Origin of the sequence: Variovorax sp. RKNM96 (assembly GCF_017161115.1) — a bacterium.
In the GTDB taxonomy this organism is placed as follows: Bacteria; Pseudomonadota; Gammaproteobacteria; order Burkholderiales; family Burkholderiaceae_C; genus Variovorax.
The window spans coordinates 7067081-7079743 of sequence record NZ_CP046508.1; the positions used below are offsets into that span (position 1 = coordinate 7067081).

At 68.9% G+C, this 12663-nt stretch carries 13 protein-coding genes; 10 read left to right on the forward strand and 3 right to left on the reverse strand.

Annotated elements, in window-relative coordinates; translation table 11 throughout:
* The first annotated feature begins 120 nt into the window (after window positions 1–120).
* Window positions 121–1176 (forward strand): sugar phosphate isomerase/epimerase, encoded by a 1056-nt coding sequence (locus GNX71_RS32970; protein WP_206176275.1) that lies wholly within the window; start codon window positions 121–123, stop codon window positions 1174–1176.
* A gap of 7 nt (window positions 1177–1183) precedes the next feature.
* On the opposite strand, the gene GNX71_RS32975 is transcribed toward GNX71_RS32970, so the two are convergent.
* Window positions 1184–2266, reverse strand: coding sequence for a catalase family protein (locus GNX71_RS32975; protein WP_206176276.1), 1083 nt, complete (start codon window positions 2264–2266; stop codon window positions 1184–1186).
* 100 nt (window positions 2267–2366) lie between these two features.
* On the reverse strand, window positions 2367–3833 hold the full coding sequence (locus GNX71_RS32980) for a PLP-dependent aminotransferase family protein (RefSeq protein WP_206176277.1): 1467 nt from the start codon (window positions 3831–3833) through the stop codon (window positions 2367–2369).
* Between the two features lie 82 nt (window positions 3834–3915).
* Between GNX71_RS32980 and GNX71_RS32985 the strand changes: the two genes are divergently transcribed.
* From GNX71_RS32985 to dbpA, 4 genes are all read left to right on the forward strand, one after another.
* On the forward strand, window positions 3916–5169 hold the full coding sequence (locus GNX71_RS32985) for an MFS transporter (protein WP_206176278.1): 1254 nt from the start codon (window positions 3916–3918) through the stop codon (window positions 5167–5169).
* 390 nt (window positions 5170–5559) lie between these two features.
* Complete coding sequence (locus tag GNX71_RS32990; protein WP_206179820.1) at window positions 5560–5811, forward strand: hypothetical protein; 252 nt, start codon at window positions 5560–5562, stop codon at window positions 5809–5811.
* Window positions 5812–5871: 60 nt separating this feature from the next.
* The gene (gene infA / locus GNX71_RS32995; RefSeq protein WP_015867950.1) at window positions 5872–6144 is read left to right on the forward strand and encodes a translation initiation factor IF-1; all 273 of its coding nucleotides are present in this window, start codon (window positions 5872–5874) and stop codon (window positions 6142–6144) included.
* An 80-nt stretch (window positions 6145–6224) separates the two neighbouring features.
* On the forward strand, window positions 6225–7667 hold the full coding sequence (dbpA, locus tag GNX71_RS33000; protein ID WP_206176279.1) for an ATP-dependent RNA helicase DbpA: 1443 nt from the start codon (window positions 6225–6227) through the stop codon (window positions 7665–7667).
* Here dbpA and GNX71_RS33005 read toward each other — a convergent pair.
* Complete coding sequence (locus GNX71_RS33005) at window positions 7633–9117, reverse strand: MATE family efflux transporter (RefSeq protein WP_206176280.1); 1485 nt, start codon at window positions 9115–9117, stop codon at window positions 7633–7635. The genes dbpA and GNX71_RS33005 overlap by 35 nt on opposite strands.
* 59 nt (window positions 9118–9176) lie before the next feature.
* Between GNX71_RS33005 and GNX71_RS33010 the strand changes: the two genes are divergently transcribed.
* The 5 genes from GNX71_RS33010 to GNX71_RS33030 all read left to right on the forward strand — a co-directional run bounded on the left by GNX71_RS33010 (window position 9177) and on the right by GNX71_RS33030 (window position 12627).
* Window positions 9177–9347 (forward strand): hypothetical protein, encoded by a 171-nt coding sequence (locus GNX71_RS33010; protein WP_172672148.1) that lies wholly within the window; start codon window positions 9177–9179, stop codon window positions 9345–9347.
* Between the two features lie 85 nt (window positions 9348–9432).
* Entirely contained in the window at window positions 9433–9753 is a 321-nt protein-coding gene (locus GNX71_RS33015; protein ID WP_206176281.1) for a hypothetical protein, read from the forward strand.
* A gap of 9 nt (window positions 9754–9762) precedes the next feature.
* Window positions 9763–10338 carry a hypothetical protein gene (locus GNX71_RS33020; protein WP_206176282.1) on the forward strand — a complete coding sequence of 192 codons (576 nt, stop codon included), beginning with the start codon at window positions 9763–9765 and terminating at the stop codon, window positions 10336–10338.
* Window positions 10339–10343: 5 nt separating this feature from the next.
* Entirely contained in the window at window positions 10344–11378 is a 1035-nt protein-coding gene (locus GNX71_RS33025) for a MerR family transcriptional regulator (RefSeq protein ID WP_206176283.1), read from the forward strand.
* Between the two features lie 34 nt (window positions 11379–11412).
* Window positions 11413–12627, forward strand: a complete 1215-nt coding sequence (locus GNX71_RS33030) for an acyltransferase family protein (protein WP_206176284.1) — start codon at window positions 11413–11415, stop codon at window positions 12625–12627.
* Window positions 12628–12663: the final 36 nt, after the last annotated feature.

The following is a 12663-nucleotide window of genomic DNA, read 5'->3' on the forward strand; positions in this document are numbered from 1 at the left end:
CGAACTGAGCGGGAGGTGCGAAAAGGAAAGTCCATTGTGGCTCTTTGGCCTCTCGCACGGGGTCGGACGACACGCCAAGTATGCTTTCAACGCCGCCACGACGCATAAGGAAGACAAGCCATGAAAACGATCAAGGGCCCCGCCATTTTTCTGGCCCAGTTCGCCGGAGACACCGCCCCCTTCAACACGCTCGACGGCATTGCCGGATGGGCCGCCGGCCTCGGCTACAAGGGCGTGCAGATCCCGAGCTGGGATGCGCGCCTGTTCGATTTGAAGAAAGCCGCCGAGAGCAAGACCTACTGCGAGGAAGTGAAGGGCACGCTCGCCAAGCACGGGCTGGAAATCACCGAGCTCTCGACGCACCTGCAGGGCCAGCTGGTCGCGGTGCACCCGGCCTACGACGCGGGCTTCGATGGCTTCGCGGCGCCCGAGGTGCGCGGCGATCCGGTGCGGCGCCAGCAGTGGGCGGTGGAGCAGTTGCACTTCGCGGCCAAGGCCTCGGCCAACCTCGGGCTCACGGCGCACGCGACCTTCTCGGGCGCGCTGGCGTGGCCCTACCTCTACTCGTGGCCGCCGCGCCCGCCGGGACTCATCGAGGAAGCCTTCGACGAACTCGCGCGCCGCTGGCGCCCGATCCTGGACGCCTTCGACGCCGCGGGCGTGGACGTGGGCTACGAGATCCACCCCGGCGAAGACCTGCACGACGGCGTGAGCTACGAGATGTTCCTGGAGCGCGTCGGCAATCATCCACGCGCCTGCCTGCTGTACGACCCGAGCCACTTCATGCTGCAGCAGCTCGACTACCTCGCGTACATCGACCACTACCACGAGCGCATCAAGATCTTTCACGTGAAAGATGCCGAGTTCAACCCGACCGGCAAGCAGGGCGTGTACGGCGGCTTCCAGAGCTGGATCAACCGGGCCGGGCGCTTCCGGTCGCTGGGTGACGGGCAGGTGGACTTCAAGGCGATCTTCTCGAAGATGGCGCAGTACGACTTCCCCGGTTGGGCGGTGCTCGAATGGGAGTGCTGCATCAAGCACCCCGAAGACGGCGCGCGCGAGGGCGCGACCTTCATCGCCGACCACATCATCCGCGTGGCCGACCGGGCCTTCGACGACTTCGCGGCGGGCGGCGTGGACGTGGCGTGGAACCGGAAGATGCTCGGCCTGGGCTGATGCTTGCTCAGCGGTGCAGCGGGCACCCGTTGCGTTCGCTGCGGTAGTTCGACGAGGCGGCATACGCGGCCTTGCGCGCACGCATCACGTTGCCCAGCGGCCGGTGCGCGGCCAGCGCGTGCCAGGGGTTGAAGGCCATGCCGTCGTCGATCTCGCGTGCAAGGTCGTCGCTCCAGCCGGCCTGCGGGCCCACGGTGATGCGCGCCACAGGCACGAAGGGGCTCAGGTCCTGCGGCCATTCGACCGAGGCGTCTTCCACGGGCATGCGCTCCAGGTCCACGCACAGCTGCACGCGCAGTTCCCATTCGGCGGGCTGCTGCCGCACGACGTCCATGACCGCTTCGCGCGTGCCGTCGGGCTTGTCGTCCAGGTCGATGGGCCGGCCCTCCAGCGCCACCAGGTTGGGCGAGACCGGCGCCAGCTGCAGCTTCGCGATGTAGTTGCCGTAGCGCAGCGGCACCTGCGTGAAGAAGGTGGCGCCCAACGGATGGACCTCGGGGTGGCCGCCCATGGCGATCAACGTGCCGCTCTGGCCGCCGACCGCTTCGACGGCCTTCTCCACACCCCGCAGCACGCTCGAGAGCAAGCGCTTGGCGTTGGGCGCCTTGTCGGTGGTGCCGGCGAGCAGCTTCAGGCTTTTCAGGAACCCCTTCGCATCGGGCGCGGGGAACACCGGGCCGTCGACGAACAGGAAGTCCTGTGTGGTGTGGGCCTCCGAGCCTTCCACGCGCTCGCCTTCGACATCCATCACCTTGAGCGCCATGCCGCGCGGCAGCGAGACGCGGTCGTCCAGCATCTCGGCGGGCGGCGTGGAGATGCGCATCACGACCGCGTGGCGGCCCGGCGTGGCGAAGAGGCCCTGCGCCAGCGGCTCGGGCAGGCCATCGAGCACGCGCAGTTCGCCATGCAGCAGCCCGTGACTCTTGGCGTGCACGCTGCGCGCGGCATGGCCGGTGTGGTCGGCCATGGTGCGGGACATGCCCAGGAGCGTGCCGACGAGTTCAGCCTGGGTCTGGAGCTCGTCGTCGGCCACCGTCTCCACGGACGGGTCGAAGCGCATGGGGGCGGTGGAAAGCGTGGCGGTGTTCATCGGGATCTTCTTTCTTCGACTTGCAATAGACCCACGATCCGGCGCACCCGCAGAGCGCCTTGTAGGAGCGCAGCGCCAATGCGTGCGCGAAGGGCAGCGCTCAGAGCAGCGCGGCGAGGCGGCGGATCGCGCCGTCGATCTGCGATTCGTCGATCAGCCCGTAGCCGAAGGCGAGGCCGTTGGGAACATCGGGCGCCTCCGGGTCCAGTGCGAAGCGCGAGAGCGGCGGCAGTGTGATGCCGGCCGCGGCGGCGCGTTCGACCACGGCGTGGTCGCGGGTGCCGGTGCGCAGCCACGCGGACAGGTGCAGGCCCGCGTCGGAAGGAATCACCTCGAGCCGGCCCGCGCCGTGCTTCGCCAGCGCCTCGAGCAATGCGTCGCGCCGCGCGCCGTAGACCTTGCGCATCTTGCGAATGTGGCGCGCGAGATGCCCCTCGGCGATGAACGCGGCCAGCGCCTCCTGCCCGAGCACCGGCCCGTGCCAGTCGGCCAGCTCGCGCGCCCGCACCAGCGCCGCACGTGCCCACGGCGGCGCGACCACGAAGCCCAGCCGCAGCGCGGGGAACAGGCTCTTGGAAAAAGTGCCGACGTAGCAGACCGATTCGGCACGGTCGAGCGTTTGCAACGCATCGAGCGGGCGACCGGCGAAGCGGAATTCGCTGTCGTAGTCGTCCTCGATGACGACCGCGTTGCGCGCCCGCGCGAAGGCCAGCAATGCCGCGCGGCGCTGCGGCGACATCGCGACGCCGGTCGGGAACTGGTGCGAGGGCGTCACGCAGATCACGCGTGCCTCGGGCGGCAGGCGGTCGACGCAGAGGCCCTCGACATCGGTCTGCACCGTGATCACTTTCGCGCCCGCTGCGGTCATGGCCTCGCGCAGCGACGGATAGAAAAGCTGCTCCACCGCGACGACCGTGCGCCCCGGCACGACGAGGATGCGCGCGAGCAGCCCGAAGGCCTGCTGCGCGCCGGCGGTGACGACGATGTCGTCTGCGGTGCAGCCGACCGCGCGCGTGAACGACACATGCCTCGCGATCGCCTCGCGCAGTGCGGACTGGCCCTGCGGCTCGGCGTAGTCGGCGGGCTCGCGCGCGATGCGGCGCAACGCGCGGTCGGACAGGCGGCGCCAGATGTCGAAGGGAAACGCGCCGATGTCGGGCAGGCCGACGCGGAAATCGTCGCGCGCGCGTTGCGGCTGGAGCGTGGGCGCGAGGTCGGCGCCCGGCACGTTCAGCGGCACCAGCCGCGTGTCGCGCCGGGTCGATGTGCCTTTGGCGCCTTTGGACATGCGGCCCCAGCGTGACTGCGGCAGCGTGTCGGCCACGTAGGTACCGGCGCCGGGGCGCGCGAGCAGGTAGCCCTCGCTCAGCAGCAGGTCGTAGGCCGCGAGCATGGTGTTGCGCGACACGCCCAGCCGCCCGGCGAGCGCGCGCGTGGCGGGCAGCCGCGCGCCGGGCTGCAGGCGGCCATCGAGGATGGCATCGCGCAGCTGCCGGTGCACCTCGCGCAGCAGGTCGCGCGAGCCGGTGTCCGGCAAGCGGATGGCGAGTTCGAAAAGTGGCTCCATGAAGTTCGCCGATTGTGGTTCTTTTGAAGAGCCAATCGCAAGCCTATTCTGAAGGCCTCAGAACGCTCACCGGAGTCCCGCCATGCACACCGAACCTCTCGCCGCCCCGCAAGCACTACCCGCCGAACGCCTGCCTGTCAGCCTCGCGTGGCTGGCACTTGGCGCCTTCGCTCTGGGCACCGAGAGCTTCATGGTCGTCGGCCTGCTGCCGATGCTGGCGGCCGACCTGCAGGTGAGCGCCGCGCGCGCCGGGCAACTGGTGCTGCTGTTCGCACTGAGCTACGCCATCGGCTCGCCGCTGATGGCCGCGCTGTTCGCGCGCTTGGGCCGGCGGCCGCTGCTGGTCGCCAGCCTCGCGGCGTTTTCCGGCATCACGCTGGCCGCGTCGATGGCGCAGGGCTTCGCGCAGCTGGCGCTGGCGCGGGTCGCACTCGGATTGGTGGCCGGCGTGTTTCTGCCGACCGCGAGCGCGGTGGCGGCCTCGATGGTGTCGCCCGCGCTGCGCGGCCGGGCGCTCGCCATCGTGACGGGCGGCGGCACGGTGGCGGTCGCCGTCGGCGTGCCGCTGGGCGCGTGGATCGCGGGCTGGGGCGGCTGGCGCATGGCCTACCTGCTGGTCGCGGCGGTGGCGGCACTGGCCGCCTGGGGCATCGCCATCGGCCTGCCGCGCAGCCTGGCTTCTTCGGCGCCGGCCGCAGCCGCGCGTGCGCCGTCGTCGTTCTCGGTGACCCGCGAGCCTGGCGTGCTGCCGGCGCTGCTGACCTCCGTGCTGTGGACCACCGGCGGCTTCAGCTTCTATACCTATATCGCGTCGTTCCTGTCGGGCACGGTGGGCTTCGGCACCCAGGGCGTGAGCGCCGTGTTCTGCGCGATCGGCATCGCAGCCGCCCTCGGCACCGCGACTGGCGGCTGGGCCACCGACCGCTTCGGCGCCGACCGCGTGGCGCAGGCCTTCGCACTGGTGCTGGTGGCGATCTTCGGCGGGCTGTCGTTCTCGGCGCAGATGCTGCCGCGCGACGTGGCGCTGCCGCTGATCGTGGGGCTGTCGGCGCTCTGGGGCTTTGCCGGCTGGGGCTTCGGCCCGGCGCAGGCGGTGCGGCTGATCCGCCTGGCACCGGACCGCGCGCCGATGACGCTGTCGCTCAACGCCTCGGCGATCTATCTCGGCATCGCGGCGGGCTCTGCGCTGGGCGGCGTGGTGATCGAGCTGTTCGGCGTGAGCGCCGTGGGCTGGGCGGCCGCCGCCAGCCAGCTCGTGGGGCTGGGCCTGATGTTGCGTGCGGCCCACAGGTCGCGGGCTGCGATTTCTTCGCCTACATCGCCGCTGGCTGCCTGATTGCGGCGTATTTCGCTATATTTTCAATAGCAAGCTTCGCAGGAACGACCGTCCTTGGCGTGGGCATTGGGCCCCGGCTTGCTTTTAAGACGAGCAACTGTCATGCCCGTCAAGCTATAATGGCGGGTTCGTTTCGATACCACGACGAAGCACTTCGTCAAATTGCCGGCTGACCTGCAACTGTCCCTTGGATTCTTCAGGCCCCCACACTTTCAGCCGGCTCCCCAGTGTGTTGGAGCGCCAGACCGGGCGCCCATGATTGCCACCACTGCCTTCGTTCTTGTTGAAGCGAATAGCGCGTCCGCCGCGCCATTCCGGCCGGCCCACGCCCGTTTTCAATTATTTTTCAGGCACTTCGCGTTCAACATTCGCGCGCTGTGCCAAGGCTTCATGGACATCATTCAACACAGTATCGCGGTGGGCAAGTACCTTGTTTCCCCGCTCATTCGACACCAGGACGACGGCAATTTCGCCGCCTCCGTCTCGATCCGCTCCGGCCACGGCAGCGGCATGCACGACCGCGTGATGCGTTTCACGCCGCGTTTTGCGAGCCACGCCGCCGCCGTCGGCTATGCCATCGACCAAGGCCTGGGCTGGGTGCGCGAGCGCCACGCGCCTCTCGCCTTGCCGTGCGCAGGCTGAAACAATCACGCCCATCTTCATATCCAACACACATCGAACGAGATTCAGAGGTAACCAAGCATGCCCAAGGAAGAACTGATCGAAATGAACGGCGCAGTGACCGAAGTCCTGCCCGACTCGCGCTACCGCGTCACGCTGGACAACGGCCATCAGCTGATCGCCTACAGCGGCGGCAAGATGCGCAAGCACCACATCCGCATCCTGGCGGGTGACAAGGTGTCGCTCGAACTCTCGCCCTACGACCTGACCAAGGGCCGTATCACCTTCCGTCACCTGGAGCGTCGCGGCCCGCCGCCGACCAACTCCGGCAACAACAACGCACCTCGCCGCTGATCCGCGACGAACGAAGGGCCTTGCGGCGCTGAAAGGCGCCGGCAAGGCCTTTGTTTTTCCCGGGTCCCGGCTGCTGAACGATGACCACGACCAATCCCACAGCCGGCGGCGCCCAAGCCGACGAAAACGGCTTCGCCACCCTGGCGCTCTCGCCCCAGATGCTGGCCAACCTCACCCAGCTCGGCTACACGCAGATGACGGCCATCCAGGCCGCCGCCCTGCCGCCGGCACTGCTCGGCAAGGACCTGATCGCCCAGGCCAAGACCGGCAGCGGCAAGACCGCCGCCTTCGCGCTCGCACTGCTCTCCAACCTGAACCCGCGCCGCTTCGCCATCCAGGCGATGGTGCTGTGCCCGACGCGCGAGCTGGCCGACCAGGTCACGACCGAGATCCGGCGCCTCGCGCGTGCGGAAGAAAACATCAAGGTGGTCACGCTCTGCGGCGGCGTCGCGCTGCGTGGGCAGATCGCCAGCCTGGAGCACGGCGCGCACATCGTCGTGGGCACGCCGGGCCGCATCATGGACCACCTGGAGCGCGGCAACCTCGACCTCTCGGCGCTCAACACGCTGGTGCTCGACGAAGCCGACCGCATGCTGGACATGGGCTTCTTCGACGACATCGTGAAGGTCGCGCGCCAGTGCCCGAAGGAACGCCAGACGCTGCTGTTCTCGGCCACGTACCCCGAAGGCATCGCCAAGCTCGCGCAGCAGTTCATGAAGAGCCCGCAGCAGATCACGGTGCAGGCGCAGCATGAAGGCAGCAAGATCCGCCAGCGCTGGTACCAGGTGAAGGACAGCGAGCGGCTGCACACCGTGAGCCTGCTGCTAGACCATTTCCGCCCCGTCAGCACGCTGGCCTTCTGCAACACCAAGCAGCAGTGCCGCGACCTCGTCGAGGTGCTGCAGGCGCAGGGCTTCAGCGCGCTGGCGCTCTTCGGCGAACTGGAGCAGCGCGAGCGCGACCAGGTGCTGGTGCAGTTCGCCAACCGCAGCTGCTCGGTGCTCGTGGCCACCGACGTGGCGGCGCGCGGCCTGGACATCTCGCACCTCGAAGCGGTGATCAACGTCGACGTGACGCCCGATTCCGAGATCCACATCCACCGCGTTGGCCGCACCGGCCGCGTGGGCCAGTCGGGCGATGCCGAAGGCCTTGCGCTGAACCTGGCCAGCATGAACGAGATGGGCAGCGTCGGGAAGATCGAGCAGCTGCAGGGCCGCGAATCCGAATGGCACGAACTGGCCGAGCTCACGCCCGGCAAGGGCGCGCCGCTGCAGCCGCCGATGGCCACGCTGCAGATCGTCGGCGGGCGCAAGGAAAAGATCCGCGCCGGCGACGTGCTGGGCGCGCTCACCGGCGACTGCGGCTACACGAAGGACCAGGTCGGCAAGATCAACGTCAACGAGTTCTCGACGTATGTGGCGGTGGACCGCGCCATTGCCGCAGAAGCGGCGCACAAGCTCGGCAGCGGCCGGGTCAAGGGCAAGTCGGTCAAGGTGCGCCTGCTGACGCTGCAGGACCAGTAACGGCCACCGCCTGCGGCGTGGCGAACGCCGCAGCGTCGCCATGCGCCGAGGTCGGCGCCACCGGGGCATCGAGCACCGGTGCGGGCGCCTTCATCGACGGTTCCTGCTGCGCCAATTTGGCTGCCAGCCGGAACGCCACCACCACCGCCAGCAACCCGAAGATCGACGAGCCCACGGCCTGTCCGACCAACACGCCGGCCGCGCCGTGGTGCGAGCCCCACCAGGCGAACGGAATCGTGCCCAGCGTGGCGCGGCCCCAGTTGAAGAAGGTCGACAGCAGCGGATGCCCGAGGTTGTTGAACGAGGCGTTCGCCACGAACAATCCGCCCGAGAAGAAGAAGCTCGCCGCGAGCCACGTGCAGAAGAGCGCGATCAGCTCGGCCGCTTGTCCTTCGGCCGAGAACGCGCGGATCAGCACGCCCTGTCCCAGCGCCAGCACGAGCCAGGCGACGGCCACCGAGGCCACCATGAAGAGCAGGCTGTCGCGCAGCCCTTCCTGCACGCGGCGGTACTGGCCGGCGCCGAGGTTCTGCGCCAGGATCGGCCCGACCGCGCCGCTCAGCGCATAGACGAGCCCGAAGGCCACCGGGCTCAGCCGGTCGATGGTCGCCGCGCCCGCCACCGCCGACGGCCCGAACTGCGCGATCGCATGCGTGACGAAGGCGGCGCCCACGGGCGTCGCGAGGTTCGTCAACACCGCCGGCCCCGCAACGCTCGCGAGGGCGCGCGCATCGCCGGCCAATTGCGATGCCTCGAAGCGCCCGAGCATCCGGTGTTTCACCATCACGCCATGCAGCCCGATGGCCGCGAGCACCATGCGCGAGATCACAGCGCTGATGGCAGCGCCGTCGAGCCCCAGCCCGAAACCGAAGATCAATATCGGATCGAGCACCGCCGTCACGAAGGCCGCCGCGAGCGTGACCGTCATCGAGCGGCGCGCATCGCCGATGGAGCGCAGCAGGGCCGAGCACGCCATGCCGAGGCCCAACAGCGGCAGCGTGTGCACCGTCACCGCGAGGTAGCGCTGCGCGAGCCGCGCCGTCTCGCCCTCGGCACCGAGCGCGTGCAGGGCAGGGTGCAGGAAGAAGGCTGTGCCGCTGCCCACAACCACCGACGCGGCCGTCATCAGCACAAGGCTCGAGGTGGCGATGCGCCGCGCATCCGCCGCGCGTCCCGCGCCCACCGTGCGCGACACCACGGCCGCAATGCCGATGGTCAGTCCGATGCACAGCGACGCATGAAAGAACCCCACCACGCCCGCGAAGCCGACCGCCGCCGCCGTCTCTTTTTCCCCGAGCAGCGAGATGTAGAACAGGTTGATCAGGTCGACCGCGAACACCGCGATCAGCCCGATGGCGCCGGTGCCGGCCATCACGCAAACATGGCGCAAGAGCGACCCCGAAACGAAGCGCGGACGCTCGACGGCACCCGCCGTTTCGGTTATTGGCATATGAAATCCTCGATGTGGCCTAATTGCAGGTTCGAACATTACTTTTACCCGAGCTTTTCATGCCCAAGACATTCCGTACCGAAGCCGAACGCGTTGCCACCCCGAAGCCGACGCCGCTGCCCGGCTACACGCTGCCCAAGTCCGGTGGCGGCCAGAAGGTCAGCCTGGAACGCGGCACCGCCACGCGCAGCAAGAAGAACCCTGGCAAGCGCGCCAAGAAGGGCGGCTGATCCAGCCCCTCTGGCTCCCCGGGAGCCACGACGAACGCGCCCTCGGGCGCGTTTTGTCGTTGGGCCAGCTATAAACAAGGCCGCGATGTCCGACGACAACCAGATCTTCATCCCGCCCTCGTTCTTCGCGGTCTACAGCGATGCGCGCCAGCGCCTCCGCGAACCGATCGGCGTGGTGCGCGAGCGCTACGAGATCTGCGAGGACCTGGCCAACCACCTGGTGAACCACGCGCAGATCCAGCACCACACCGAGGTGCCGGTCGAGAGCGAGATCCTGCGGCGCATCCACGCCGGGCTCGCCACGCCTGAGTCCGGCGTGACGCCCGGCGAGGCCGAATGGATCGTGCAGCGGCTGGCCGAGCTGCTGGGCTGGCCCGGCCCCGGACCCGAACCGGCGCAGGCATAGCGCGCACCCATGAAGCGCCTGGCCTTCGCCCTGTTGGCGTACGGCGCCCTCGGGCCGGCCATCGGCAAACCAATGGCTTCCTGCGCGCTGGGAAGCGACGGGCGCAGCCAGGTCGCGACGCTGTCGAGCCGAAGGCCCATCGCCGACACCGCCATCTACGAACTCCAGCTGGGCAAAGGCCCGCGCCGCGCGTTGTTCGGCAGCCACGAGCCCGATGATTCGCGCGGCCTGGACGTGCGCGTACGGTGCACGGGCACACACCGCCGGGCCTTGGTCGTGATGGGCGAATTCATGTCCGCCGGCTATCCGCGCGGCGTCGTGATCACCGCCGCGCCGCACAGCCGCCGCTTCGAGCGCCTCGATTTCGCCGAACGCAATGCACCCGGCTGGCTCTACCTCGGCAAGAAAGACAAGCTGCTGGTGTTCCCGCCCGGCGGACGCATGGAGACCGAGGGCCGCTACCTGGTCTATCGTTTCGTCAACGGCAAAGGGCAGAACAGCGGCGAGGACATCGTCGACGCCCTCCCGGCCGCACGCGGCTACCAGCGCATCCGGCTCGGACCGCTGAAGAAGACCGGAGCCTGAACACCATGCTGCTCAAAGTCGGCGAACTCGCCAAACACACCGGCCTCACGGTGCGCACGCTGCACCACTACGACGCCATCGGGCTGCTCGCCCCCTCGGCGCGCTCGGACGCCGGCTACCGGCTCTACAACGCCGCCGACATCGGCCGGCTGCACGCCATCCAGGCGCTGCGGCTGCTGGGGCTTCCGCTGGCGGAAATCGGCGGGTTGCTCGGCGCTGAAAGCGGCGCGCTGCCCACGATCATCCAGCGCCAGATCGCGTCGCTCGACCAGCAGATCGCAGAGGCCTCGGTCCTGCGCGAACGGCTCGCCCTGCTCGAGGAACGGCTCGCCGAAGGCGCCCAGCCCGACATGCAGGACTGGCTCGCCACGCTCGAGCAGATGACCGCCTACGGTCGCTACTTCAGCCCTGCGGAGATCAAGTCGGTGATGGCCAACTGGCGCGTCGTGGCCGACCAGTGGCCCCCGCTCATCGCCGAGGTGGCCGCGCTGATGGCGCGCGGCGTGCCATCCGATGCGCTCGAAGTGCAGCCGCTCGCCTACCGCTGGATGAACCTCATGGGCCAGTGGATGGACGGCAACTACGACCTGGTCACGCGCTGGGGCGAGATGTACCGGCGCGAGCCGGTGGCGCGGCGCGACGACGGTCCGCCGGCCGAACTGATCGACTACATCGGCGCGGCCATCGGCCTGCGCATGGCCGCGCTGCTGCGCCACCTGGACACCGAGGACTTCGCGCGCCTGGGCAAGCCGCCCGAAGACGAATGGCGCCGGCTCGGCGAAGAACTCGCCGCTCTTCAGGCGCGCGGCGTACCGCCGCAAGACGATGCCGTGCAGGCCATCGCGCTCGCCTGGGTGCGGCTCTTCGATGCCTTCACCGACCACGACCCGGCGCTGGCCGGGCGGCTGATGAAGGCCATGGCCTCGGAGCCGGTGCTGCAGGCCGCCGCCGTGGTCGGGCCCGCAGCGCGCGACTACCTGCTGCAGACCATCGCCGTGCTTCAGCAAAAAAGTTCGACAGCCGGCCCCGCCACCCCTTGACCCTGACGTTGCGTGAGGCCCAACAGTCCGCCTCATGAACAACGCACACACACCCCAACGGCTCCACGCGCTCGACAACCTCCGCGCCCTGATGATGTGGCTCGGCATCGTGCTGCACGTGGCCATCAACCACCTCACCGTCGATTCGCCGCTGCCCTGGCGCGACCCGAAGACATCGCCGGTGGCCGACATGCTGCTGCTCTTCATCCACAGCTTCCGCATGCCGGTGTTCTTCGTGCTGGCCGGCTTCTTCGTCGCGCTGCTCGTCGCGCGGCGCGGCGCGGACGGCATGCTGAAAAACCGTGGCCTGCGGCTCGCGCTGCCCTTCGCGGTGTTCTGGCCACCGCTCTTCGTGCTGACCACGGTGCTGGCGATGGTCTACATCCACCTGACCGTGCGCGGCGTGCCAGGCATCGACACCGCGCTCACGCCCGCGCGGCAGCCCGGCGGCTCGCCCTTCAAGACGATGCACCTGTGGTTCCTCTACCAGCTGTTCTGGTTCAGCGTGCTGGCCTGGGCCGGCGTACGGCTGCAGCGCTTCGTGCCGATGCGGGTGCGCGATGCCGTCGCCCGCGGCTTCGCGGTGCTCGCGGAACGTCGCTGGGGCTTCGTGATGCTGGCACTGCCGCTGGCGGTGACGGGCGCTTTTCATCCGTCCGGCATGGTGATGGAAAGCGGCTCGTTCCTGCCGCCGTTCTCCGAGTGGGTGCAGAGCGGCCTGTTCTTCGTGTTCGGGTGGTACCTGCATCGCGATCAGGAACGCCTGCTCGCGCTGTTCGCTGCGCGCTGCAAGGGCCATGCGCTGGCCGGGCTGGCCTTCTTCATCGCGACGATCGCGCTGCTGGGCGCGGTGCACGGGCCCGGTGCGCACCGCCTGCCGCACCCCGAGTTCTGGATCGCCTTTGCCTACAACGCGACCTCGTGGCTCTGGAGCCTCGCGCTGATCGGCGGCTTCGTGCGCTACCTGCCGCGCCAGAACGCGGTGCTGGCGTACCTCTCGCAAAGCTCGTACTGGGTGTACCTGGTGCACATGCTGGGCACCATCGGCTTCGGCATCCTGCTGTTCAACGCGCCCTTCGGCGCGGTCGCGAAGATGGGACTCAACATCGCAGCCACCTCGCTGGTGGCCCTTGCGAGCTACCAGCTGCTGGTGCGCTACACGCCCGTCGGCGCGCTGCTGAACGGCCGGCGCGCCGGAAAGCGCTCGGGCGCAAAGCCGACGAAGGCGCGCGTCCTGGCTGCCAAGTGACGCGAGGGGCAGGCGGGCAACGGGCTAAATTCGACC